Here is a 23,861-nt window from a genome sequence, read left to right on the forward strand (position 1 = left end):
TCTTACCGGTTCCTATTCACCGACAGTTTACTCAATCCACCATATAACCCTTTTGCACGGCGCAAGCTTTAGATTCTCTGTCAGTAAAACCCCCTCAGAGTTGTGTTTGAACTCGGTAGTTAATCACGAATCGGTCCAGAGCGTTCTCAGCGCGTGTGAACCGCTTCACCGCGTGCCGCCGCAGCTGCCTCGTGGACCGCTTCGGAAAGCGTCGGATGCGTGTGGATCGTCCCGGCGATGTCTTCAAGCCGTGCGCCCATCTCGATGCCCAGCCCGAGTTCGGCGATGAGTTCGGACGCCTCCGGACCGACGATCTGTGCCCCGAGCAGGAACTCTTCGTCGGCATCAGCGACGACGCGGACGAACCCTTCCTTCTCGTTGACCGTGAGCGCACGGCCGTTGGCCCGTATCGGCATCTGTCCGATGACTGGATCGAAGCCAGCCGCCTCGGCCTCTGCCTCAGTCATTCCGACGGTGGCGATTTCGGGGTCGGTGAACACCGCGGCGGGAATCGCTTGGTGATCGAACGCGGCCGGTTCGCCGGCGGCGGCTCTCGCAGCGACCTCGCCCTCAGCCATCGCCTTGTGGGCCAGCATCGGTTCGCCGGCCACGTCGCCGACTGCGAACACCGACTCGAACGCCGTTCGGCACTGGTCGTCAGTCGGAATGATGCCGTTCTCGTCTGTCTGGAGGTCGATGTTCTCCAGCGCGAGCGTATCTGTGACCGGCTCGCGGCCGACCGCGACAAGACATTTCTCGGCGTTGTACTCGGTGACCGTCTCGTCTTCATCGACGGTCTGGACGCGAATGCCCTCGTCTGTCTCGTCCCAGTCGTCGGCCGCCTCGCCGAAGTTGAACTCGATACCCAGGTCCTCGGCGCGGTCCCGGACGACCGACGCGATGTCGTCCTCGTAGCCGGGCAATACATCGTCGAGCATTTCGACGACCGTGACCTCCGCACCAAGCTTTGCGAACACTGTCGAGAGCTCCATGCCGATGTAGCCCGCGCCGACGACGAGCAGTTTCTCGGGGACCGATTCGAGTGCGAGCGCGTCCTTCGATGAGAGGATGTGTTCGCCGTCGAATTCGAATCCCGGGACCGCCATCGGGCGGCTCCCCGTGGCGACAATGGCGTGTTTGAATGACAGCGATTCCGAACCTTGTCCCTCACCGCCGTGGGCGACCCGGGCCGTCCCGTCATCGACGAACTCGGCGGTCCCCTCCATCAGATTGACGCCGGCGTTCTTACATAGTGACTCAACGCCCCGTGTCAGCCGTGTGACGACGCTGTCTTTCCACTCGGTCATCCCGGACATGTCGACGGCTGGGTCCGCGAACACGCCCATCGACTCGCCCTGTCGGGCGTCATGGGCGACATCCGAGGCCGAAATGAGTGCTTTCGAGGGGATACAGCCGTGGTTCAGACAGGTCCCGCCGTAGGCATCCCGCTCGACGAGCGTCGTGTCCAGTCCCAGTTGCGCGCCCCGAATCGCGGCGACGTAGCCGCCCGGACCGCCGCCAATAACAAGCAGTTCCGTTCCCGTAGTGACATCTCCAACGACCATAGCGGTGCCTCGTCCGGGTCCGTGAAAAGCTATCGCCCTTCAGCTCACTGTCGTCTTTCGCCTGCGCCGTTGGTACAGGTAGTATCCGATGACCGGCACTGACACCGCAAACGCCGCGAGCAGTGTCGTCCCAACGGCGTGGACGATACCGGCGAGCGCATACAGCGGTGTCGGGGCCCAGTCCCCGTCGGTTCGCCGGAGGTGTCGACTGTCGAGAAAAAGAGCGACCGTAAGAAGCAGGCTGAACAGCACACCCGCCCAACTGCCGACGACAGTTAGGGCAAATGCGCCGAGGAACGTTCCAAGACTCCCCTCACCGGCCGACCCCGACGAAATGAACAGTCTCATCCCGACTCGGGAGAGGGCGACACAGCCCGGAACCAGCACAAACAGCCCGGCTAACCCGAACCAGATCCATGTGTCTCTTGTGGAGGGCATCACAAGCCCTGTCGTTCCAGTGACTGGTCTGGTTTTCGGTTGTGACTCCGAGCGGCTACTCTAGGCAGGAGTCGCGTCGGGTCTGCCAGATACTCCTTGAGCGTGTTGACAAAGCGTGCGGCGTCGGCCCCGTCGATGACACGGTGGTCGATTGCCAGCGAGAGTGGGAGCGTGGGTTTCGCGACGACTTCGCCGTCTTCGGCCACCGGTCGCTCTTTCAGCGCTCCGATCCCGAGAATCGCCGTCTCGGGGACGTTGATGATCGGGCTGGCGTACTCGCCGCCGATGGCGCCGAAGTTCGTGACGGTGAACGTTCCACCCTGCATCTCCGAGCGCTCGATGTCCCGCTCTCTGGCCCGCCCCACGAGGTCGTTGATTTCGCCGGCGAGTTCGACTAGCCCCTTCCCGTCCACGTCGTTGACGACCGGGACGACAAGCCCGTGGTCGGTTGCCGCCGCCACGCCGATGTTGTGGACGTCTCTGTAGACGATTTCCTCGTTTTCGGTGTCAAGCGCCGTGTTGAGCACCGGGTGTTGCTCCAGCGCTGCGGCAACGCATTTCACTACAAACGGTGTGTACGTCAGGGTGACATCACGTTCTTCGGCGAGTGGCGCGAGTCGATCACGGGCCTCGACGAGGCCGGACACGACTACCTGGTCGTGGTGGGTCGCGTGGGGCACTTCTCGACGGGAGCGCGCCATCTGTTCGCCGATGGACCGCCGGACACCACGGTACGGTTCGCGGCGCTCGCCGTCGCCTGTCTCGACGGCCGTCGATTCGGCCCCAGTGCCGCCCGCCTCGGCTACCGTTCCCGCCGCGCCACCTTCGGCGCTGACGGCTTCGGCATCGGCTGCCTGCGCGGCCTGCTGGGCCTCCGCGTACGTCCGAACGGCCGACTCGTCGACGTAGGGCTGGCCGTCTCGCGTCTGGTCGGTCGGAACGGCGTTGATGTTCACGTCGAGTTCGCGGGCGGCCTTTCTGGTGGCCGGCGTCGCCAGCGTCTGGTCGCGACTGGCGGCTTCCTGTCCGTCCCCGGAAACACTTCTGACGGCTGACTTGACAGCGGTCCCGTCGTCTGTATCGCCCGCGTCGACTTGCGAAACTGCTGTGGTCGGCCCGTCTCCGTCATCGGACGCCTTCGAGACGACCGATGTCGGGCCGTCGTCACTGTCGGCCGTCTCGCCGGCTGACGCTGTGGCCGCCTCGACATCCCCCTCGGTGACGCGACCGCCCGGTCCGCTTCCGTCGACGGCCGCGATGTCGACCCCCTTCTCACGGGCGAGTCGACGCACGCTCGGCGAGGCGAACACACGACCGTCGGCCGTGCTTGTGCTTGCATCCGACTGTTCCGATGCATCGGCTGCTGTGGCTTCGCTCGCAGCGCTATCGGCCTGCGCCGTGTCGGCTCCCGTCGGCTCGGCTTCATCCGTACCGTCGGCCGCCGCGTCACCCGCTTCGGCGTCGCCCTCTTCTGCAATGGTGATGAGCACCTCGCCGGTCTGTACCATCTCGCCGACCTCGGCGTGCAGTTCCTGTACGACGCCGTCGACCGGTGACGGCACGTCGACGGCGGCCTTGTCGGTTTCCACCTCCGCAAGGACCTGATCCTCGGTGACGGTGTCGCCCGGCGAGACGCGCCAGGTCAGCACCTCACCCTCTGCGACCCCTTCACCGAGGTCTGGAAGATTGAACTCGAACATGCGTCAGAACTCCACTGCCTCTCTGATACCGTCTTTGATGCGGGCGGGTTCGGGGAGGTAGTAGTCCTCTAACGCGTACAGCGGGTAGGGCACGTCGAAGCCCGTCACTCGGGTAACGGGAGCCTCCTGATACAGCAGCACTTCCTCCTGAATGGTGGCGATAATCTCACCGGCCAGCCCACCGGTTTTGGGCGCTTCGTGGACGACGGTCGCTCGTCCGGTCTTTTTGAACGATTCGACGATGGTATCCGTGTCCATCGGCGACAGCGTTCGCAGGTCGATCACTTCGGCGTCGATGCCCTCCTCTGCCAGTTCCTCGGCAGCCTCGACCGTCGGTCGGGTCATCGCGCCCCAAGTGAACACGGACACGTCAGCCCCCTCGCGACGCACCTTCGCCTCGCCAAGTTCGACGGTGTAGGGGTCGTCAGGGACCTCCTCGCGGAACGACCGGTAGATGAGCTTCGGTTCGAGGAAGATTACGGGGTCCGGGTCTCGGATTGCCGCCGTCAGCAGCCCCTTCGTCTCTTTTGGCGTCGACGGGACGACAACCTTCAGTCCCGCTTCGTGGACGTAAAACGCCTCCTTGGACTCGGAGTGGTGTTCCGGCGCACGGATGCCGCCGCCGTACGGTGCGCGAACAGTCAGCGGGCAGTTGTATCGGCCGCGGCTCCTGTTCCGAAGCCGGGCGGCGTGACTAACAATCTGGTCGAACGCGGGGTACATGAACCCGGAGAACTGCATCTCTGGCACCGGTCGAAGCCCGTAGGCGGCCATGCCGATGGCCGTCCCGACGATTCCGGCCTCCGCAAGCGGCGTGTCGATGACTCGGTCATCACCGAACTCCTCGTGGAGCCCCTGTGTCGCCCGGAAGACACCGCCGTTCTTCCCGACGTCTTCACCCATCACGACCACGTCTTCGTCTCGTTCCATCTCGCCGTAGAGCCCGTCACGGACGGCCTGTACGAGCGTCAAACTCTGTGTGTTTGCGTCCTGTGTGCTCATTCCAGTAGCACCTCGTCGCCGTGTCGCGCGCGAAGCTCTTCGAGGTAGTTTAGTTGCTGTTCAAGTCGCTGTGGCATCTCCGCGTACACGTCCGCGAACATCTCCTCTGGCTTCGGTCGCTCTGTCGCCTCAGCCTCGTCGATGGCCGTGGCTACCTCATCCTGAACCGATTCGTCGATGGCGTCGACCCGCTCGTCATCGAGCAGGCCCTGGTCCCGGAGGAACGCCTCCATCCGCGGGATTGGGTCTTTTTGCTTCCAGCGCTCGACTTCGCTGTCGTCGCGGTACACCGATGGGTCGTCAGCCGTCGTGTGTGCGCCAAAGCGGTACTGCACCGCCTCGATCATCGTCGGGCGGAGTTCTCCTTCTGGTGGGTCGTGTGCCTTGTCGACGGCCTCGCGAGTCACCTGATACACCGCCAGTGGGTCCATCCCGTCGACCTGCACGCCATCGAAGCCGTAGGCGTTGGCCTTCTGGGCGAGCGTCTCGCTGGCCGACTGTCGCTCCCGTGGCACCGAAATCGCCCACTGGTTGTTGTTGCAGAAAAACACCGCTGGCACGTCGAACACGCCAGCGAAGTTCAGGCCTTCGTGAAAGTCGCCCTCGGAGGTCGCACCGTCCCCGAAGTACACGAGGGCAGCGGTGTCATCGCCCTTGAGCTTCGATGCCCACGCGGCCCCGGTCGCGTGCGGAATCTGTGTTGCGATCGGGACCGCAAACGAGAACGCTTGAACGTCTTCCGGCGGCGAATTACCGGACTCCGACCCCATCCAGTACAACAGGTCGTCCGACAGGGGCCACCCCTTGACGTACATCGCGAGATGTTCCCGGTAGCTCGGGAAGGCCCAGTCGCCGTCTCGCAGCGCGAAGGCGCTGCCGACCTGCGAGGCCTCCTGCCCCGACATCGGGGGATAGGTCCCCATCCGGCCCTGCCGTTGCAAACTCACCGCCCGCTGGTCGAAATGCCGGCCGAGTTTGAGATACCGGTACATCTCTACCAGTTCGTCGTCCGAGAGGTCCGGGACGGTCGCGCCGTCGACCACTGTCCCGTTTTCATCGAGAATCTGTACCCTGTCCGTGGGGTCGCGTTGGAGGACACTCATAGAAACCGCCTCCGTCGAAGTGGCATACGACGACTGTTCACTCGCACTACGTTTAGAGCTTTCGCGGCGCTGAAAAATATCGCCTACGTGGGTATTACTGGGAATATGGGGGTCTAAGCCGTGCTATAGTGATTTAAATTCTACCTAATTTATAAGCGATAACTCCGATGTATCAGTTGTTAGCGTGGACATCGGCCCGCGTCAGATACAGCGAGTACGCAATACAGAGCAGCCCGGAGAGTTGGATCAGTCGCACGACTAACCGGAAGTAATCCTGATAGACGAGGGGGACTGACCCAGCCTGCAACAGCGCGTTGCCGGCAAAGGCTGTCGCGTAAGTGACGCCGAACAGCAGTACCATCCCGATAGAGAGGTACCGCATCGGGGGGCTGTCGTGGCGTCGGAGCCCGCGGTAGGCCTGATAGCCGATATAGAGGCCGACAAGCGCGGTCGCCGCGGCGGCGGCGGTCGTTGCGAGTTCGAGTGTCGTCAGCGAGTCGTGAAGCGCCATCTCAGAAGTCCTCCCAAAGCCTAGTGAGCCGGTCGGCAACGTCGTCGCCGCGTCGTTCGAGGTCGAACCGGAGTTCGCCGTTGCGCAGACGTATCGACACCTCGTCTAATGTCGCGACGTAGACGGTGTCGTGGTGGCCATCGGCCCGCGGACGGGTGCGCTCGTCGACGAGACCGGCCGCTGTCAGGCGCTCGACGCGCCGGTAAATAGTCGCCTGTGAGACATCACAGCGCTCGCTCAGTTCCTTCGCACTCAGCGCGTCGCCGCTCGTGGCCGTGAGGATCGTCCGGACGTGCTCGTCGTCGAGCAGGCCGACGACGGCCTCGAGCGTCGTGTCGTCGGGCACGTCCGGGTCGTCGGGTAGTGTCATAACTTGCGGTGTGGAGTCGCGTGCGGGTTCTCGCACGCGGGAGGGCAGCACGTCAGCGGGAGAGGGCGGAACGATATCGGGGTCGGGAGACGTCGTAATCATTCGAATTCGTGTTTGTAGACGGTTGCGGACCAGCCACTATCCGAGTGGATGATGATACGAACCCCGATTCCGGCATCGTCGTCGGTTTCGGGGGCAGCGGTGGAGACAGTGAACGACTCGCCCGGTTCCATCCGGCCACCGAGGTGGCCGATGTCGATAGTCGAGGGGTCGAGGTCGCCGATGACACGGAGGGCGTCGGTCGGGACTGAGTCGCCGGCGTCGTGGTGGATGGTCACCTGCTCAGCGTCGGGGTCGTGTGTCGCGCGCCAGGCGACGGCGGGAAGCTGGGACGTCTTTTGGGCCAACGTCTCGTTCACGTACGAACGCTTGATGGCCAGCGTTATTGTCGCAACGCGACCCTCGACGGTGACGTCGACGGCGCTGGCGTGGCGACGGCTCGGGAGGCTCATGGTCGGATAGTCGTTTTTGAGTGCCTCTTTCACTGCCTGCTCCGAGACATCGTACTCTTCGGGGAACAGCCAGGTCTCGACAGTGTAGACGTCCTTGCTGTCGTGTTCGAGCCAGCCGGCCCAGCCGACGGTGTCCTCGAGCATCCCGCCGCCCGTGATGCTCTGGATGCCACGAAGCCACAACCGCCCCCAGCGTCGTTGTCCGGCGCTCTCTGTGAGCGCAGCGACGTTCGCGTCGCGCTCGTGGTATCGCGGGACATCACCGCGGCCGGCGTCGACGGTCGCGGTCACGACCGCTCGTGCATGCAGGCCATCCCCGAACACAATCGCCTCGGGGCCGACGGCGACCGTCCACGGGCGGTCGCCTCGCTCGTACAGGTCGTAGCCGGCGTGGGTATCGACGCGTTCGTAGGCCGTTTCACGGACAGTATCCCTGACCGCGGCCGGGTCGATGTCGCCAACCAGTATCGCGGTCATCCCCGTGCCATACAACTGTAAGAACGTGATGTCCATGTCGTCGATGTCGACGCCAACGTAGTCCATGTTGGAGACGACGGCCCGACGGGCTGCGCTCGACCGTGCCCAGGTCGGGGCATTTGTGGGCGGCGGCACATGAACGATGGCGCTGTAGCCGTCGCTGGCATCGCTCGCGTCTGGTAGCGCCGACGGCGCTGGAAACCACTCGCGATACGACGGCGGCTCCGCCTGCGGGATGTCGATGGAACCGTACTTGAATTGCGTCCCAAGCGGAGGCAACCCGTTACACCCCGCGAGGATGCTCGCAAGTGTCGCACCGCCCGCCCGGAGTACCTGGCGGCGGGGAGTCGTTCGGTCGTTGCAGTCTGGAGTCATCCACTCGGGACGTGGGTGGCAACGTTGGTAAATAGGGCTCTCGGTGTGCCCCTGCTGCAGACTGTGACAACGTTTAAATACTGGAGCGTGCCCGAGGGGTGCGTTCTGCTGGCGTCGCTAATTGCTCGCTCGCGCACGCTCTCGAGCGACGTCCACGTCTTCGCCGTCCCGAACTACCGCCTCCACGAACAGTTCACCGGCGCGGTAGGACGACCGGACCATCGGCCCCGAGGCGCAGTACAGGAAGTCGAACTCTTCCTCGGCCACCCGCTGCCAGGTGTCGAAGGTATCCGGATGAACGTACTCCGAGACTTCCAGATGTGAGCGGGAGGGCTGGAGGTACTGGCCGAACGTCACCACGTCGACGCCGGCCTGCCGGAGATCCGACAGCGTCTGGTACACCTCGTGGGCGTACTCGCCGACGCCCAGCATCAGGCTGGTCTTGCTGTAGCAGTCGCTTTCGCGGTCGACCTGCCGAAGCACTGAGAGGGACTGCTCGTAGCCCGCCCGACGGTCCCGGACCGGCCACTGGAGGCGGTCGACCGTCTCGATGTTGTGTGCGATGACGTCCGGGTCGGCGTCGATGATTTTCTGGACGAGGTCCGGCTCGCCCTGAAAATCGGGGATGAGGACACTCGACGAGGATTGATTGGTCACGCTCTTTGATCGCCCGGATCGTCTCGGCAAAGTGGCCCGCGCCTTGGTCGGGCAGGTCGTCGCGGTCGACACTCGTCAGTACCACGTAGTCCAGCCCGATCTCCGCGACGGCGTCGGCCACCTGCTGTGGCTCGTTGGAGTCCAGCGGGTCCATCCCGCCAGTCTCCACGTCACAGAAGTTACAGCCCCGCGAACAGCGGTCGCCCATCAGCATGAACGTCGCCGTCCCCGGTCCGTCGCGCCCGCTCCAGCACTCCCCGAGGTTGGGGCAGTTGGCTTCCTCACAGACCGTGTTGAGGTTTCGATCCCGGAGCGTCTGCTTGATATCGGTGAACCGCTCGCCCGACGGTGGCCGCATCTTCAGCCAGTCAGGCTTGCGCGAACGACTCATTACCGGCAGTTAGGTTGGGTCGGTCAAAAACGTGCGGGGGTCACGTGCTCTGTGATATCCCGTCTAGCAGGGCAATCGGGCGACCAGGCGGCCCAGCCGAAACGACTGCTGCCTGTGTACTCAAGCATGTCAACGCTACTGCCCGCATGCCCACCTCACGCACGACAGACCGCAAGCATATGTGCGGACATATCCACGACAGTCCGGTCCGTCCGGAGTTCGTCTACGAGCGCCTGAACACCGGCCTGCTCGTGTGCCGACAGGTCGGCAGCGGTCTCTCGGAGCGATGGAGCGGCGAGTACTGACGCCAGCCCCTCCAGTCCGACCAGCGTTTCGACGGTTACTCCGCCTGCCTCTAACAGCGCCTCGAACTCGTCGGCGCGGAAAAAATGGGTCTCGGTGAACGCCGCCTCGTGACCGAGCTGCGCCACGAACGAACTATCGTAATCACCCGTTTCGGCGAGTTCGTCCGCGTGGACGAGGTGTTCCGACCTGCCGACCAGCGAGAGCACCAGCCAGTTGAGCCGCCCCATGACGGAGGCGAACACCGGACTCTCGGCTTTTGTCACCCGGTGAAGCTCCCGCACAGCGGCCGTCCGTTCGTCAGCGTCGAGTATATGAGAAAGCGGCCCACCCAGACACAGCGTCGCGTCGAATACGTCTCGGTCAAACCCGAGGTTGCGCACGTCGCCCGCCTCGACGGCCACCCGCTCTTCGTACCCGTGCTCGGCGATTTTCTCCTGTGCGATAGCTCGCTGGCCCTTGCTGGGGTCGACGAGCGTGACATCGTATCCCTGTTCAGCCAGCCAGACGGCGTACCGACCAGCGCCGCCGCCCACGTCGAGGACGTGTCCTGTGTCGGGGAGGTTCGCTTCGAGCTGTGCAACTGTCCCCGTCCACTCTAACTGCCCGTGTAGCGTGGCTGTCAGGCGGTCCCACTCGCTCTCGTCGTTCTCGTCGTAATAGCTCTCGGGGTCGCTGATAGGCATACCTGCGCACTATCAGCCGGCTGAGTTAATTTTTGGGCAGGCGTGTGGGACGCTCGCACCGACGGGTCATGTCGCGAAACCAGTGAATGGACTCGCTTCTCGCACACGTTCGCTCCCCCATAGAAACGCCTTTGCCGTCGCGGAACCGCGACTGTGACGTGTCATCCAGAACCGACAGCGAGCCGACTGTGGCGGTCGCGGAGGTGCTCCCCGAGTTTGCCGACGCCTTCCCCTTCGAGGAGTTCAACCGGATGCAGTCGGCGGCCCTGCCGGCCCTGCTGAACCGCGACGACAACGTCGTCGTCAGCGCGCCGACGGCCAGCGGGAAGACCGCGCTGGCGGAACTGGCCATCTGCAAGACGCTCGCCGAGGACGGGACCGCGCTCTTTCTCGCGCCACTGCGTGCGCTCACTAACGAGAAGGAAAGCGAATGGGAACGGTTCGAGGATCTGGGCTACTCCGTCTACGTCGTCACCGGCGAGCGGGACCTGAACCCTCGCCGCGCCGAGCGGGCCGATATCCTCGTGATGACGCCGGAGAAAGCTGACTCGGCCACCCGGAAACACGAGACTAGCCGCTACTCCTTCATTACTGATGTGGACTGCTGTGTCATCGATGAGGTCCATCTGCTGGACTCGGACCGCAGGGGGGCGGTGCTCGAAGTCACCGTCTCACGGCTCCGCCGGCTCTGTGACCCGCGCGTCGTGGCGTTGTCGGCGACGATGCCGAACATCGACGACGTGGCTGACTGGCTTGACGCGCCCGATGAAACCACATTCGCCTTCGATGAGAAGTACCGACCGGTCCCACTCAACGCCGACGTGAAGACCTACTCCCACGGCGAGAACGCCTTCGCCGACAAGTACCGGCGGCTCTACCGGGCACTTGACCTCGCCGAGCCACACATCCGCGAGGAGGGCCAGGCGCTCGTCTTCGTCTCCTCGCGCCAGGACACGGTACAGGCAGCGAAGAAGGCCCGCGACGAGATTACCGAACGCGACATCCCCATGGGCGCACGCGGGGACTACGACTTTCACAACGACGCCGCCGACCTCTCGAACGACACGCTCCGCCAGTCCGTACTGGACGGCGTGGGCTTTCACCATGCCGGCCTCGCGCGTGAGGACAAGAACAGAGTCGAGCAGTGGTTCAAGGAGGGTAAGATTCAGCTCCTCTTCTCGACCTCGACGCTGGCCTGGGGCGTGAACCTTCCTGCCCGCTGTGTCGTCATCCGCGACACCAAACTCCACGACCCGCTCGAAGGCGAGGTCGATATGAGTCCACTCGACGTGCTCCAGATGCTCGGCCGCGCGGGCCGGCCGGGCTATGACGACATGGGCTACGCCTGGGTCGTCTGTGACCGCTCGGACGCCGACAAGTATCGCCGTTTGCTTCGGGACGGCAAGGAAATCGAGTCCCGATTGGCGGCTGAACTCGACGCCCACCTGAACGCCGAAATCGCGCTCGGGACCATCGATGACGTGGACGACGTGATGGACTGGCTCGCGACCACGTTTTACTACGCCCGCTCGCAGTCGGCCCCCGACCAGTATGACGCTGGCAGCGACCTCCGGAACCGGGTCAGCGACACGCTCTCCGCGCTCGTCGACGAGGGCTTTGTTGAGCAGGACGGTCTCAACGTTGAGCCGACGCGGCTCGGCCAGCTTGCTTCGAAGTTCTACCTCCGGCTCTCGACCGCACGCCGGTTCGCGGATGTCGCTGAACGCTGTCAGGACGCCGCCGATCCGGACTCCGCTGTCTCCGTCGACGCGGACGACCTGCTGACTGCGGTGGCCGGCGCAACCGAGTTCGACAGTGTCAGCGCCCGCTCCGACGAAGAGGACGCTGTCCACGCGGTGCTGGGAGACAGCGTTGACGACAGCCTCGACGCCGGCCAGCGCAAGGTGTTGGCCATCCTCCGCTCGGGCATGACCGGGACGACGCCGACAGAACTCAAAAGCGACGCGTGGGTCATCCGCCAGAACGCCCTGCGCCTGCTCGCGGCGATGCGGGAGTTCGTCGACACGCTCGGTCCAGCCCGCTACGCGAACCTCGCCTGTCGGGTCGAGGCTCGCGTCGAACACGGCATCAGCGCCGATGCTGTTGGGTTGACGGCTATCGACGGTGTCGCCAGCGGCCGCGCGGGCAAACTCGCCGCGGCGGGGCTCACGTCGCCCGCCGACGTGGTCGAAGCCGGTGAAGACGGGGTCGTCCGTGCTGGGCTCTCCGAGGGCGTTGCCGAGCAAGTGCTTGCCAACGCCCGCGACCTCCCTGTTGTCTCCATCGACTGGGGCGAGTTCCCCGAGACAATCGCTCCCGGTGACAACGATATGCGGGAGGTGACGGTGAAAAACACCGGTGGCAGCGCCCGTGCGGGCCTTCGGGTCACGGTTAACGGGCGTGAGATGACCGCCAAGCCGTCGTATCTCGGTCAGGCCACGCTTCCGGTTGCTGTCTTCGGTGCCGACGCGGACGAACTCACCTTCACTGTCGAGGTCGCCTTCCCTGCGCTGCCGCTCCCGACGATTACCGAAACCCGATCAGTGCTTGTCCGATAACCACTGTTTCTGTTGTCACTCTGAAACCCACTCAGATCACTCGATAAAATTTATAAACGATTTTCGAAGCGTTATGGGCCTCTGTGAAACATCGCTGAAAGGTGCTGAACTCCGGTTAATATTCCGAAAAGAGTTCGAATTTTCCCCAAGGGTCTGGCGTTTATATGGGGGTATGGGTTCTTATGAAGAACTGAGGAAGCCCACAATGTCCAGTGCATCGCCCTTCCGTTCCCCGACGGACGCCGTCCCAAGTAGCCTTGCCCTCCGATCACTCACTCGTCCCCTGCAATTCATCGCGTTCTGGCTGGCTATCGTCACGCCACTGGCATATCCGCCGCTGCTGCTGGGCGGACTGGACAGTCAGAGCTTCCTCATCTTCGTGGGTGTCGTTGCCCTCAACGTCTTCGGCCTCCTCGCGGGCCGCGGATACGGTGACCCCGCCTGACCTGGCCGGGTCTTCCTCCCCTTGACGTGGCATTTCCGGTACACCGCTTTCTGGGTCTACTTCTCGAACACATCTCCACCGCACTGCCACTCGCTTAGCCTCGCTTCTGCCTCTGGCCCAGCTCTGTGCCGAATAGCTGTTTCCAGCTGCCTCTCATTCTGTCCGCCGCCATCTCCAACACAACAGAACCGACTATTATACACCGCCTAACAGCACCTCTCGAAGTGCCGAAGCGTCATCTACGGCCTCGTGGACCATCGATAGGTCCGTCTCGTCACCGTCGCCGCGGAACCCGACAGTCGTCATCCCGGCGGCAACGGCGGCGCGTGCGCCCGCAGTGGAGTCCTCGACGGCCCAGCAGTCCTCGGGCGCGACGCCCAGTTCCGCCGCACCGCGCTCGTAGATGTCCGGCTCCGGCTTGCCGGGGCCATCGATGTCGCCGGCGCTGATGGCGACGTCGAACTTCGAGAGGAGGTCGAAGCGCTCGTCAGCTACGTCGATCCAGACCCATGGTGCGGAGGTCGTCAGCGCCAGCGCCACGCCGGCGTCCCGCAGGTCGTCGAGCAGTTCGTGTGCCCCATCGAGGAACGTCGCCTCGTCGCCGTAAATCCGCTCGCCGTGCTCCTCGAACAGACTCTCGAACATCTCGCGGCTGATTTTGAGGTCGTACTCGGCGTTCAGGTCCGGATACACTTCTCGGTAGTTTCGACCGGTAATTGCGGACAGGGGGATGTCGTCGTTCGGCGCAGCTGTCGGAAGAATCTCCTCGCGCTGGGCGCGGACCCAGTGATCTTCGGACTGGACGAGCACGCCGTCCATATCGAAACAGATCGCAGCAGGCGGGACACTCATTGCTTTGCCGTCGCTCGGCGACGGCTTTGGCTGTTGCGACTCCGACAGCGACGACCGCGCTACGAAGCCCCGTCCACCGACTGAGGGTTTAAATACTGGAATGTGGGCACGTCAGTCCATGCACGACGGAACCCGTGTGATAGCTGGTGAGTGTACGACCGTTTTCGAGGGAACCCGCGAGCGGGAGCAGCGCGGCGACGTACTCGTCGTCGTTAAACCGGACAACACTGTTCTCGTCCACGATGCGACCGGGTATCAGCCGGTCGCGTGGCTCACGCGCGCCGAAAGCGTCACCATCGACGACGGAACGGTGACTGCCCGCGACGGCGACGAACTCCTCCGGGTGGTTCCCCACGACGAACACGGCAGTGCCCGCTATCCGGCCTCGAACGCCGGCGTTCCGGTACGTGACTGTCCAGACTGCACCGGGACGCTGGTCCGCGCTCGGAGCGAAGTCACCTGTACCGGCTGTGACGCCGTCTACGGGATTCCGAGCGATGCCGCGGTCACTGGCGGCCGCTGTGACGACTGCGGACTCCCCACGCTTCGAGTGGAGCGCGGGCGAGCGTTCGAACTGTGCCTCGACCGGGAGTGTGACTCGCTGGACGACGCTGTCACCGCGGCCTTCGACCGCGAGTGGGACTGTCCTGACTGCGACGGCGACCTGCTGATTCTCCGCCGTGGCGGCCTGCTCGCCGGCTGTGAGCACTACCCCGACTGTGACACTGGTTTCTCGATACCGTCCGGCGTCGTCGTCGGCGACTGTGACTGCGGCCTGCCGCTGTTCGAAACCGCTGGCGGCACGCGCTGTTTGGACAGTTCCTGCGAAGAACGGGGGTGAAGGCTGGGCCTCCACACCTGCACCATCCAGTCTCGCCGACGGCTCGGACCCGTAGGGGCTTTGTCGCCGCGGGGGCCACGTCAGGGCATGGAACTGACGCTCGACGGTGCTGTCGTGCGGGCCGGCTACGAGGCGCGCGAGCGGTTCTACGACTCGCGCGGCTACGGGAAGGTCCGTAGCGGCGACATCGACCTGGCACCGGTGGAGGCCGCACACCTCCTCTACCGCGGGGATATCGAAAGCATCGACGGCATGGACTTCCGGGCGTTCCTCGGGTCGGCGGCCGTCTCCGAGGTCGATTTCGCCGTCTACAAAGACCTCCGTGACCGCGGTTTCTACCTTACGCCGGCCCGCGAGGGGTGGGTCGATGACGCCACGGGCGCCGACTTCGTGGTTTACCCGCGCGGGAAGGGGCCGTGGGACAACGAGGTCGCCTACCGCGTCAGGATAGTTGGCGAGCGTGACACGGTTGTGGCCACTGATCTGGGCGACTGCGTGCTGGCGGTCGTCGACGAGGAGAGCGAAGTGACGTACCTCGATACCGACCGACGCGAGGTTTCCGGGACCAGCGACGCCGCCGTCCCAGCGACGGCGGGCGAACTCCTCGGAGAGCGGGTGGTGTGCTGGGAACCGCCGGCGGAACTCTACGACCAGGCGTTCTACGGGCAGCAACTTGGCGACGACGGCGCGGTCCAGCTCTCGCTCGTGGAAGCCGCGTATCTCGCACAGGAGGATTTGCTTACGGTCGATGGCGGGGCTGATGCTGTCGTTGAGCGGGGCCGCGAGGTCGAGGGCGACCGTTTCGACCGCCGTCTGACCGTCTATGCGGCGCTGCGAGCGAGCGGTGTCGCGCCGAAGACCGGCTTCAAATTCGGCGCGGACTTCCGGACCTATGCCGCCGTCGAAAGTGCCGAAAACCTCGGCCACTCGGAGCTACTGGTGCGGGTGCTGCCGGCCAACCACCGTTTCGAGCCACGGGACCTCGCACTGGACGTGCGGCTCGCCCACGGCGTCCGGAAAACGATGGTGTTCGCGCTCACGACGGACGGCGGTGACGGCGATATCGAGTGGATCGCCGTCGAGCGACTGACGCCCTGAGTTGGCTGCGTGTCGGGGTCGGCCGGTTGGTGTCTGTTCGCCGGTCCGGTCGGCGCATCGAAACGAACCCTTTTTGCGCCGACCGGAACCAAAGCACCTGTAACGTGGCTCACCGCGAGCCGACCACATCCATGACAACGGACGACTCCCACCACGACGACGTATCGCCCGACGAGGACCGCCGCCAGTCGGGCGGAGCGTGGCGGGAGCCTGACGCAAGCTCCGGCGACGAACCAGTGCTACCGGACGGCGGCACTGAGGCTGAAGGGGCCGACGAGGCGACGCTCGACCCGTGGGGCTCCTCGACTATCGCCGACTATCGCAAGCTGTTCGAGCAGTTCGGTATCGAGGAGTTCGACGAGGTGCTCCCGGAAGTCCCCAACCCTCACTACCTGATGCGGCGGGGTGTCATCTTCGGCCACCGGGACTATCGACCGGTCGCCGAGGCGATGCGCAACGATGACCCCTTCGCCGCGCTGTCGGGGTTCATGCCGACCGGCGACCCCCACATCGGCCACAAGCTCGTCTTCGACGAGATCATCTGGCATCAACAGCAGGGCGGGGACGCCTACGCACTCATCGCGGACCTCGAAGCCCACAGCGCCCGTGGGCTGTCGTGGGACGAAATTGACGAGCACGCGACAAACTACCTGTTGTCGCTGCTCGCGCTCGGGTTTGACCCCGACGATGGGACGCTGTACCGCCAGTCCGACAACCGCGAGGTGCAGGACCTCGCGTTCGAACTCGGGGCCGAAGCGAACTTCTCGGAACTGCAGGCCATCTACGACTTCGACGGTGAGACCGACGTCTCCCATATGCAGTCGGTCGTCACGCAGATGGCCGACATCCTCTACCCGCAACTGGACGAGCCCAAGCCGACGGTCATCCCCGTTGGCCCGGATCAGGACCCGCACATGCGGCTGGCACGGGACCTCGCCGCCCGGATGCGGTACTTCGGTGTGACGGAAGCCTTCGCCAGTTTCGAAGCCGACGGGGTTGAGCGGACACTGCTCCGCCAGGCCTACGACGCCCGCGAGGAGTACGCCGAGGACGCCGACCGACCGCGGTGTGGCGAGGCCGCCGACTGGCTGCGCGACCACCAGCCAGCGCCCGCCGACGCCCGCGAGTCCGTCGTCGCGAAACTCGACGAGGCCGGAAAGGAGCCGCTCCGACCGCGCATCCGGTTCCTCGACCGCAACGCCACCGACGTAGCCTTCGAGGCCCTTATCGAGGCCATCGACGGCGAGAAGCGGGTATACGACGAACACATCGATACGTTCGATCTGGACCACGCCGAGGCCGAGGAACTGGCCCGACAGGTCGAACTCGACAACGGTGGCTACGGCTTTCAGCCACCGTCGTCCATCTACCACCGGTTCATGACTGGCCTCACCGGCGGCAAAATGTCCTCGTCGATTCCAGCTTCGCACATCTCGCTGCTGGACGACCCGGAGGACGGCTACGACAAAGTGAAATCGGCGACCACTGGCGGCCGCTCTACAGCCGAGGAACAGCGTGAGAAAGGCGGGAAAGCCGACGAGTGCCCGGTATACGAACTGTATGCCTACCTCCTCTCGGGTGACGACGACGAGTTCGCCAAAGAGGTGTACGACGAGTGCGTCGGCGGCGAACGCCTCTGTGGCGGTTGCAAAGAACAGGCCGCCGAACTGATGGAAGAGTTCCTCGAAGATCATCAAGAGAAACGTGCGGAGTGGGAGGACAGGCTCGACGAACTCGAGATCGACCTCGACTCTGACCGCGCGCCGACGAGCGCGGACTGAGAACCGGGCCGCCACCGCCCGTTTCGTGTCGAAACGAGTACACGCACAACGTTTATATCTACCAGTCACAACCGCTCAGACATGGCACCCGAATCCCATTGCGCCGGCGTTGCTTGCCAGCTATCCGACCGTCCGGGGTTCGGCTTCTTTTTCGCTGCCTGATCGCGTGTGGACTCTGACGGCGTCGAGAGGTGTGGTCGGATGAAACCGCGAGCAGGAAGTGAGAACCGTTAACTGAGCGACCCGCGGTTATCCCCACAAGACCGAGAGACCCGTATGAAACGACCACAGGCACAGGTGGCCGTCCTGCAGGCCGCCGACGCACAGGAAGACAGGCGTATCGACGACGTGGCTGCGGAGGCTGACCTCAAGCCGGAAGCGGCCACCAGAGCGGCGTTCGAACTCGAAGCCGACGGACTGCTTGCCGTCTCAGAAGAGACGCTGGAACACTACGAACTCACCGAGGAGGGCGACCGGTACGTCCGCGAGAGCCTGCCCGAACAGGACCTCTACGAGGCGGCTATCGACGCCGGCGCTGCCGACGGCCCGGTCCAGATGGGACAGGTCATTGGTGCGTCCGGCCTCGAAGGCGGCGCGGTCGATATCGCGCTCTCGAACTACGCCCGCAAGGCCTACGGCGAGATTGACAGCGGCGAGATCACGGCCAACTCCGACGCAGACCCGGGCTCCGACCCCGAGATGCTCGCGCTGGAGGCGGTCGCCGACGGGCGCGTCGAGGACGCCGATACGGACGCGCTCAACCAGCTGGAACGGCGTGGCCTCCTCGATGTGCGTGAGGAAACCGTCCGCTCGGTCCAGCTCACTGACGACGGCGTCACCGCGCTGATGGAGGGCGTCGAAGCCGCCGCGACGGTCGACCAGCTCACCCCCGAGCTGCTCACCAGCGGCGAGTGGGAGGACGTGGCCTTCACCGAGTACAACGTCGAGGCCGACGCCGAGGACGTGAGCCACGGCAAGGAACACATCCTCCGACAGACGGCAAACCGCGTGAAGGACACGCTCGTCGGCATGGGCTTCTCCGAGATGGAAGGCCCCCACGCAGACGCCCAATTCTGGATCAACGACTGTCTGTTCATGCCACAGGACCACCCGGCCCGGACCCACTGGGACCAGTTCGCCCTGGAGGAGCCCGAAGAGATCGGTCACCTCCCACCGGACCTCGTCGAACGGGTCCGCTCGGCCCACAAGGAGGGTGTCGGCCCCGACGGCGAGGGGTACCACTCGCCGTGGACCGAGGATATCGCCCGCGGGATGGACCTGCGCGGCCACACCACCTCGCTGTCGATGCGCTATCTCTCGGGCCATCAGGTCGGCGAACTCGACCCGCCCGAGCGCTACTTCAGCGTCGAGAAGGTGTACCGCAACGACACGCTCGACCCGACGCACCTGCTTGAGTTCTTCCAGATCGAGGGCTGGGTGATGGCCGAGGACCTCTCCGTGCGGGACCTGATGGGGACGTTCACGGAGTTCTACGAGCAGTTCGGCATCACCGACTTGGAGTTCAAGCCCCACTACAACCCCTACACGGAGCCGAGTTTCGAACTGTTCGGTACCCACCCCGAGACCGGCGAGGTCGTCGAGGTCGGCAACTCCGGGATTTTCCGCGATGAGGTGCTCACGCCGCTTGGCGTCGACTGCGACGTAATGGCGTGGGGTCTCTCGCTCGAACGACTACTCATGCTCATGTACGGCTTCGAAGATATCCGCGACGTGCACGGGACGCTGTGTGATCTTGAACTGCTGCGGGAGACGGAGGTGATCCGCTGATGCCAGTCGTCGATGTCGACCCTGACGAACTGCGGTATCTGACCGGCCACGACGAGAAAGACGATGACGAACTCAAATCGGACCTGTTCAACCTTGGCCTTGAGTTCGAGGGCTGGACTGAGGACGACGAGTTCCAACTGGAGTTCGCGCCGGACCGGCTGGACCGCCTCTCAGTAGAGGGTGTCGCGCGGTCGCTTCGCTACCACTACGGCGACGACCGCGGGGTGGATATCCCCAACACGAACAGCGCCGACTGGAGCATTGAGGTCGAGGACCAGCCTGACGAGCGGCCCTACGTCACCGGCGCTATCGTCCGCGGCCTGGATATGGACGAGGCTGCACTGGAATCGCTTATCCAGTTGCAGGAGAAGCTCCACGCGACGATGGGGCGCAAGCGGGCGAAAGGCGCGATTGGGGTTCACGACCTCACAATGCTGAAAGGTGACTCGGTCGCGGACGAGACGGGCAAGTCCATCACCTACACCAGCGCGGACCCCGACGAGGCCACGTTCGTTCCGCTGGACGCCGACGCGGAGATGACTCCAAGCGAGGTCATGGCGTCCCACGAGACCGGCCAGACCTACGGTGACCTTGTGGCCGACTTCGACCGCGTGCCGGCCATCTACGACGCTATCGGGCTGTTCTCGTTCCCGCCGGTTATCAACGGCCGCCGGACCGAGGTCAGCGTCGACTCCCGGGATCTGTTCATCGAGATGACCGGGACCGACCAGTGGACCATCGACCATATGTGCAACATCGTCTGCTACGCGCTCGCAGCCCGCGGCGGGCAGGTCGAGAAGGTTGATGTGTCCTACGCCGATGACGCGCCCGGCGAGTACGCTGGCAAGACGCTGGAACGACCGGACTTCTCGGTCCGAACGAAGACAGTCACACACGACCGCATCGAGTCCATCCTCGGCGTTTCACTGGACAACCGCGAGGTCATCGACTACGCCGAGCGGGCCGGCCTCGATGCCACCGAGACGGAATCTGACGACGGTGTGGCATACGAGGTTGAGGTTCCGCCCTACCGCGTCGACGTCATTCACCCACTGGATATCATCGACGACATCGGTCGGGCGCTTGGGTTCAACAGCCTCGAACCGACGTATCCCGACGTGTCGACGGTCGGCGGTCGGCATGAACGCTCCCGGCTTGAGGACGCTGCCCGCGACGCGCTTGTCGGCCTGGGCTTCGAGGACCTGCTGAACTTCCACATGATAAACGAGGTCGAGAACTTTGAGCGGATGAATCTCTCGACGCCGGAGGCCGAAGACGGAAACGACGCTGACACTGTCGGCCTGGCTGACCCGGTCACCATTCAGGAGCCCTACAGCGAGGACTACACCATCCTCCGGACGTGGGCACTCCCGTCCATCATGATGGTACTGGAGAACAACACTCACCGGAGCTACCCGCAGGACCTCGCGGAAATCGGGCTGGCCGCCGGTCTTGACGATTCGGAGAACACTGGCGTTGCTGAGCATCGCACTGTCGCCGCAGCGCTCGCGCGCACGGACGCCTCATACGAGGATGCGAAGGCCCGCCTGCAAGCGCTCGCCGACGCCTTCGACAAAGACCTCTCGACGCCTCCGACCACACATCCAGCGTTCATCGGCGGCCGCGCCGCAGAAGTCGTCCTCGACGGTGAGTCGGTCGGTGTCATCGGCGAAATTCACCCGAAGGTACTCGTCGAGCACGATCTGGAACTGCCAGTCGCAGCGTTCGAGTTCCGTCTGGACGCACTGGAATAGGTACGGCCGCGAATCGTAGCGAGCGCTCGGTTCGCTTTGCGTTGCCCCTCTGCTCTACCTGTCGCTTGGATACACGTACTCCACGTCGCTTGGTCTCCCCTCTTCTTCGTCGGTCTCGATGACGATAGTTGAGGAGAGTTTGTTGAACAGCCGTACCCCGTCTTCTTCGTAGGCCAGCCAGCCAACGAGAATATCTATTGGAAGCAGGAACGCCTTCCCAAAGCTCTCGATGGCTGCCGTACCGTAGTCGATGTCGTCGCCGCGTTCGTCCGTGACAGCGATGTTCAGCACCATCTTCCCGACCGACTGGCCCTGTCGGCCTTCGAGGGCCGTCCAGTACACGAACAGGCCGAGCCCGTTCAGGCCGGTGACTGGGGTTGTAACCGACAGACTGCCGGTCAGGAGCGAGAACACACCAGCCGCCTCGCCAAGTGCGGAGAGGACGACACCGACGAGCAGGATGTCGAGGAGCCACGCTAGAAAGCGGTCATCCCAGGATGCGATATGCAGTGTGCGGCGGGTGTCGGCCATGTCGCCGGTTCGCTGCAACTGTACTTCAAGATTCGCTAGCTACAGGTCCGCACCAACGGCGTCCTCGACTGAGTCGAAGCCGTCCTCCGTGAGCAAGTCAAGCAGTCCCGAATTGATCTCGTGGGCGATGGACGGACCGCGGTAGACTAGGCCGGTGTACAGCTGGACGAGCGAGGCCCCGGCGCGGATCTTCCGGTATGCGCCCTCCGCTGTCGAGACGCCGCCGACGCCGACAACGGGCACGTCGACGCGTTCGGCGACGAACCGCACCATCTCGGTCGCCTCGTTCTCGATTGGTTTCCCTGAGAGGCCGCCTGTCTCGACCGCGTTCGGCGAGCGCAGGCTGGCGGGCCGTTCCGTCGTGGTATTCGTTGCAACGACGCCATCTAGGTCCAGCTCGGTCACTATATCCAGCGCGTCCTCGACTGCCGGTTCGGGGAGGTCCGGCGAGAGCTTCACGAGCAGTGGGGCCGCGCCTGCGTCCTGTAGCTCGCCTAGGATGGCTTCCATTGCGTCACGGTTCTGGAGTTCCTCGAACCCCTCGGAGTTGGGGCAGGAAACGTTGATGACGAAGAAGTCACCGCCTTCCGCGACGTGTTCGTACGTGGTCCGGTAGTCGTCTGGGGCCTCGTCCGTTCCGACGTGTTCCGTCTTGGCGATGTTGACACCCACTGGGAACGGGGCGTCGATGTTCTTCAGCCGCTCGCCGATGACGATGGCCCCGTCGTTGTTCAGTCCCATCCGGTTGATGATTGCCTCGTCTTCTCTCAGTCGGAACATCCGCGGGCGAGCGTTCCCCGCCTGTGGCTTGGCCGTGACGCCGCCGACCTCGGCGAAGCCGAAGCCGAGCGACGCCAAGGTTTCGGGGATGGTCGCGTTCTTGTCGAATCCGGCGGCGATCCCAACGGGGTTGTCGAAAGTGTGGCCAAACGCCTCGACTGCGAGTCGGTCGTCAGCGACGGTGTAGCGGTCGGCCATCATGTCGGCGACGCGCGTGCCGTCGACTGCTTCTAGCAGTCGGTGGACGCTCTGGTTGGCGGTTTCTGCTGGCAGCGAGAACAAGAGTGGTTTCGCGATATCGTAGGGTCTCATTGTGTGGGTGGTCCGGTTGCTTCAAAGAACGGTGGTGACCGACCGAGATCGGGTGTCGGCCCCAACAGCCCCCAGTGGTACTGTGTCACCGTCGATGGTGCCTCAAAAGTCGTGTTCGACCTCTTCCGGGTCTGCTTTCTGGATAATAATCTTGTTATCACGGACGCGAACGAACACCTCATCGCCGATCTCCATCCCGGCGACGGCTAGCTCGTCTTCGTGAATGTTGATATGTACGTTGTGGTACTCGCCGTCCTCATCTTTGGCGCCACTCGGGCTAAGCTTCTTCTTTCGCACCATCGCGCTATCCTACTCCGCACTTCACCGCAGGATACACTTAAGTCTACCGTGCCGTCGGTCGCTGGGTGGCGGTTTTGTGGACGCGCGTGACGATCTTAGTCCGAATATTTGGCTTGAACTGGCTGGTCTGGGGGGTCGAAGCGGCACCCGATGGCATCAGTGTATAAAAGCACCCCCTGACGGAGGGCGGATTGGGGGGTATATTTATGTTCTGCCATGTGCTGAATTGGCATGGAGCGGTGAAATCCATGGCACCCGACAGTGACAAGCGCAACTTCGCACTGCGCGAAGACGGTGACGAATCGAGCGTCTTCTCGGGCGGAACACCTCGACAGGCTGCGCTGAAGGCAGCACGTCGACTCGAACCGGCCGACGGTGAAGAGCAGGCTGACCCTGAGGAGATACGACTACGGGAGAAGGGGACCCACAAAGTCCATATCTACGAGGCGTGGGCATGGGTCGAGGAGGCACCCGACGACAAGCCCGACTGGATGCCCGGCGACATCACGAAAGGGAACGTCTCAAAGCAGGGCGTCGAACACCTAGACGAGATCTAGGTCGCATTCCCGACATTTTCGGTAGCCCTTTCAGTTGATGAGCGTGACCGCGCGTTCACGTGGGCGCGGATGAGATGTTTACTTTCAGCCACTGCTGTTCCGTGACCCGTACTCTCCGCTTGTATACGTGTGGGACACTCACACCCGTGTAATCGCGTCTCGAAGGGGACCTCC

General features: G+C 63.9%; 21 protein-coding genes and 1 pseudogene. 8 read left to right on the plus strand and 14 right to left on the minus strand.

Going from position 1 to position 23,861, the window contains the following annotated elements:
• Positions 1-146: 146 nt before the first annotated feature.
• The 10 genes and pseudogenes from lpdA to ACODNH_RS11485 form a co-directional block, all read right to left on the minus strand.
• Positions 147-1,565 carry a dihydrolipoyl dehydrogenase gene (gene lpdA, locus ACODNH_RS11440; protein WP_434531398.1) on the minus strand — a complete coding sequence of 473 codons (1,419 nt, stop codon included), beginning with the start codon at positions 1,563-1,565 and terminating at the stop codon, positions 147-149.
• 39 nt (positions 1,566-1,604) lie between these two features.
• Complete coding sequence (locus tag ACODNH_RS11445; RefSeq protein WP_306710492.1) at positions 1,605-1,913, minus strand: hypothetical protein; 309 nt, start codon at positions 1,911-1,913, stop codon at positions 1,605-1,607.
• A gap of 89 nt (positions 1,914-2,002) precedes the next feature.
• Complete coding sequence (locus tag ACODNH_RS11450) at positions 2,003-3,703, minus strand: dihydrolipoamide acetyltransferase family protein (protein ID WP_434531399.1); 1,701 nt, start codon at positions 3,701-3,703, stop codon at positions 2,003-2,005.
• A gap of 3 nt (positions 3,704-3,706) precedes the next feature.
• Positions 3,707-4,705, minus strand: coding sequence for an alpha-ketoacid dehydrogenase subunit beta (locus ACODNH_RS11455; protein ID WP_011224532.1), 999 nt, complete (start codon positions 4,703-4,705; stop codon positions 3,707-3,709).
• Positions 4,702-5,808: a pyruvate dehydrogenase (acetyl-transferring) E1 component subunit alpha gene (pdhA, locus tag ACODNH_RS11460; protein WP_306710369.1), complete on the minus strand. Its 1,107-nt coding sequence runs from the start codon at positions 5,806-5,808 to the stop codon at positions 4,702-4,704. The genes ACODNH_RS11455 and pdhA overlap by 4 nt, the downstream gene beginning before the upstream one ends.
• Before the next feature lie 172 nt (positions 5,809-5,980).
• Entirely contained in the window at positions 5,981-6,319 is a 339-nt protein-coding gene (locus tag ACODNH_RS11465; protein WP_306710371.1) for a DUF7521 family protein, read from the minus strand.
• Position 6,320: 1 nt separating this feature from the next.
• Positions 6,321-6,689: a helix-turn-helix domain-containing protein gene (locus ACODNH_RS11470; RefSeq protein ID WP_058993208.1), complete on the minus strand. Its 369-nt coding sequence runs from the start codon at positions 6,687-6,689 to the stop codon at positions 6,321-6,323.
• A 98-nt stretch (positions 6,690-6,787) separates the two neighbouring features.
• Positions 6,788-8,053, minus strand: a complete 1,266-nt coding sequence (locus ACODNH_RS11475) for a hypothetical protein (RefSeq protein WP_306710375.1) — start codon at positions 8,051-8,053, stop codon at positions 6,788-6,790.
• Between the two features lie 117 nt (positions 8,054-8,170).
• A pseudogene (gene lipA / locus ACODNH_RS11480) lies at positions 8,171-9,068 on the minus strand (lipoyl synthase).
• Between the two features lie 188 nt (positions 9,069-9,256).
• On the minus strand, positions 9,257-10,090 hold the full coding sequence (locus tag ACODNH_RS11485; protein ID WP_306710379.1) for a class I SAM-dependent methyltransferase: 834 nt from the start codon (positions 10,088-10,090) through the stop codon (positions 9,257-9,259).
• Positions 10,091-10,278: 188 nt separating this feature from the next.
• Between ACODNH_RS11485 and ACODNH_RS11490 the strand changes: the two genes are divergently transcribed.
• Positions 10,279-12,648 carry a DEAD/DEAH box helicase gene (locus ACODNH_RS11490; protein WP_306710494.1) on the plus strand — a complete coding sequence of 790 codons (2,370 nt, stop codon included), beginning with the start codon at positions 10,279-10,281 and terminating at the stop codon, positions 12,646-12,648.
• Positions 12,649-12,853: 205 nt separating this feature from the next.
• Positions 12,854-13,093 (plus strand): hypothetical protein, encoded by a 240-nt coding sequence (locus ACODNH_RS11495; RefSeq protein ID WP_005536497.1) that lies wholly within the window; start codon positions 12,854-12,856, stop codon positions 13,091-13,093.
• Positions 13,094-13,288: 195 nt separating this feature from the next.
• On the opposite strand, the gene ACODNH_RS11500 is transcribed toward ACODNH_RS11495, so the two are convergent.
• Positions 13,289-13,945 (minus strand): HAD family hydrolase, encoded by a 657-nt coding sequence (locus ACODNH_RS11500; protein ID WP_306710383.1) that lies wholly within the window; start codon positions 13,943-13,945, stop codon positions 13,289-13,291.
• 118 nt (positions 13,946-14,063) lie between these two features.
• Between ACODNH_RS11500 and ACODNH_RS11505 the strand changes: the two genes are divergently transcribed.
• From ACODNH_RS11505 to pheT, 5 genes are all read left to right on the plus strand, one after another.
• On the plus strand, positions 14,064-14,786 hold the full coding sequence (locus ACODNH_RS11505; RefSeq protein WP_434531400.1) for a topoisomerase DNA-binding C4 zinc finger domain-containing protein: 723 nt from the start codon (positions 14,064-14,066) through the stop codon (positions 14,784-14,786).
• A gap of 87 nt (positions 14,787-14,873) precedes the next feature.
• On the plus strand, positions 14,874-15,884 hold the full coding sequence (endA, locus tag ACODNH_RS11510) for a tRNA-intron lyase (protein WP_306710386.1): 1,011 nt from the start codon (positions 14,874-14,876) through the stop codon (positions 15,882-15,884).
• Between the two features lie 131 nt (positions 15,885-16,015).
• Complete coding sequence (locus tag ACODNH_RS11515; protein WP_306710388.1) at positions 16,016-17,665, plus strand: tryptophan--tRNA ligase; 1,650 nt, start codon at positions 16,016-16,018, stop codon at positions 17,663-17,665.
• A gap of 276 nt (positions 17,666-17,941) precedes the next feature.
• Entirely contained in the window at positions 17,942-19,453 is a 1,512-nt protein-coding gene (locus ACODNH_RS11520) for a phenylalanine--tRNA ligase subunit alpha (protein WP_306710390.1), read from the plus strand.
• The gene (gene pheT, locus ACODNH_RS11525) at positions 19,453-21,207 is read left to right on the plus strand and encodes a phenylalanine--tRNA ligase subunit beta (RefSeq protein WP_306710392.1); all 1,755 of its coding nucleotides are present in this window, start codon (positions 19,453-19,455) and stop codon (positions 21,205-21,207) included. Before ACODNH_RS11520 ends, pheT begins: the two co-directional genes overlap by 1 nt.
• A gap of 54 nt (positions 21,208-21,261) precedes the next feature.
• Here pheT and ACODNH_RS11530 read toward each other — a convergent pair whose 3' ends face one another.
• From ACODNH_RS11530 to ACODNH_RS11540, 3 genes are all read right to left on the minus strand, one after another.
• Positions 21,262-21,738, minus strand: a complete 477-nt coding sequence (locus ACODNH_RS11530; protein ID WP_306710394.1) for an RDD family protein — start codon at positions 21,736-21,738, stop codon at positions 21,262-21,264.
• A 39-nt stretch (positions 21,739-21,777) separates the two neighbouring features.
• Positions 21,778-22,830 (minus strand): quinone-dependent dihydroorotate dehydrogenase, encoded by a 1,053-nt coding sequence (locus ACODNH_RS11535; RefSeq protein ID WP_306710396.1) that lies wholly within the window; start codon positions 22,828-22,830, stop codon positions 21,778-21,780.
• A gap of 102 nt (positions 22,831-22,932) precedes the next feature.
• Positions 22,933-23,130 (minus strand): hypothetical protein, encoded by a 198-nt coding sequence (locus tag ACODNH_RS11540; protein ID WP_004516407.1) that lies wholly within the window; start codon positions 23,128-23,130, stop codon positions 22,933-22,935.
• Positions 23,131-23,378: 248 nt separating this feature from the next.
• Between ACODNH_RS11540 and ACODNH_RS11545 the strand changes: the two genes are divergently transcribed.
• Complete coding sequence (locus ACODNH_RS11545; RefSeq protein ID WP_004960658.1) at positions 23,379-23,687, plus strand: non-histone chromosomal MC1 family protein; 309 nt, start codon at positions 23,379-23,381, stop codon at positions 23,685-23,687.
• Positions 23,688-23,861 lie beyond the last annotated feature (174 nt).

The organism is Haloarcula sp. NS06 (genome assembly GCF_051122755.1).
Taxonomy (GTDB): Archaea; Halobacteriota; Halobacteria; order Halobacteriales; family Haloarculaceae; genus Haloarcula.

What these genes read in the sequence shown, in the direction of transcription:
- lpdA (WP_434531398.1), bottom strand. Translation starts at nt 1,565, where the DNA reads ATGGTCGTTGGAGATGTCACTACGGGAACGGAACTGCTTGTTATTGGC.
- ACODNH_RS11445 (WP_306710492.1), bottom strand. Translation starts at nt 1,913, where the DNA reads ATGAGACTGTTCATTTCGTCGGGGTCGGCCGGTGAGGGGAGTCTTGGA.
- ACODNH_RS11450 (WP_434531399.1), bottom strand. Translation starts at nt 3,703, where the DNA reads ATGTTCGAGTTCAATCTTCCAGACCTCGGTGAAGGGGTCGCAGAGGGT.
- ACODNH_RS11455 (WP_011224532.1), bottom strand. Translation starts at nt 4,705, where the DNA reads ATGAGCACACAGGACGCAAACACACAGAGTTTGACGCTCGTACAGGCC.
- pdhA (WP_306710369.1), bottom strand. Translation starts at nt 5,808, where the DNA reads ATGAGTGTCCTCCAACGCGACCCCACGGACAGGGTACAGATTCTCGAT.
- ACODNH_RS11465 (WP_306710371.1), bottom strand. Translation starts at nt 6,319, where the DNA reads ATGGCGCTTCACGACTCGCTGACGACACTCGAACTCGCAACGACCGCC.
- ACODNH_RS11470 (WP_058993208.1), bottom strand. Translation starts at nt 6,689, where the DNA reads ATGACACTACCCGACGACCCGGACGTGCCCGACGACACGACGCTCGAG.
- ACODNH_RS11475 (WP_306710375.1), bottom strand. Translation starts at nt 8,053, where the DNA reads ATGACTCCAGACTGCAACGACCGAACGACTCCCCGCCGCCAGGTACTC.
- ACODNH_RS11485 (WP_306710379.1), bottom strand. Translation starts at nt 10,090, where the DNA reads ATGCCTATCAGCGACCCCGAGAGCTATTACGACGAGAACGACGAGAGC.
- ACODNH_RS11495 (WP_005536497.1), top strand. Translation starts at nt 12,854, where the DNA reads ATGTCCAGTGCATCGCCCTTCCGTTCCCCGACGGACGCCGTCCCAAGT.
- ACODNH_RS11500 (WP_306710383.1), bottom strand. Translation starts at nt 13,945, where the DNA reads ATGAGTGTCCCGCCTGCTGCGATCTGTTTCGATATGGACGGCGTGCTC.
- ACODNH_RS11505 (WP_434531400.1), top strand. Translation starts at nt 14,064, where the DNA reads ATGCACGACGGAACCCGTGTGATAGCTGGTGAGTGTACGACCGTTTTC.
- endA (WP_306710386.1), top strand. Translation starts at nt 14,874, where the DNA reads ATGGAACTGACGCTCGACGGTGCTGTCGTGCGGGCCGGCTACGAGGCG.
- ACODNH_RS11515 (WP_306710388.1), top strand. Translation starts at nt 16,016, where the DNA reads ATGACAACGGACGACTCCCACCACGACGACGTATCGCCCGACGAGGAC.
- ACODNH_RS11520 (WP_306710390.1), top strand. Translation starts at nt 17,942, where the DNA reads ATGAAACGACCACAGGCACAGGTGGCCGTCCTGCAGGCCGCCGACGCA.
- pheT (WP_306710392.1), top strand. Translation starts at nt 19,453, where the DNA reads ATGCCAGTCGTCGATGTCGACCCTGACGAACTGCGGTATCTGACCGGC.
- ACODNH_RS11530 (WP_306710394.1), bottom strand. Translation starts at nt 21,738, where the DNA reads ATGGCCGACACCCGCCGCACACTGCATATCGCATCCTGGGATGACCGC.
- ACODNH_RS11535 (WP_306710396.1), bottom strand. Translation starts at nt 22,830, where the DNA reads ATGAGACCCTACGATATCGCGAAACCACTCTTGTTCTCGCTGCCAGCA.
- ACODNH_RS11540 (WP_004516407.1), bottom strand. Translation starts at nt 23,130, where the DNA reads ATGGTGCGAAAGAAGAAGCTTAGCCCGAGTGGCGCCAAAGATGAGGAC.
- ACODNH_RS11545 (WP_004960658.1), top strand. Translation starts at nt 23,379, where the DNA reads ATGGCACCCGACAGTGACAAGCGCAACTTCGCACTGCGCGAAGACGGT.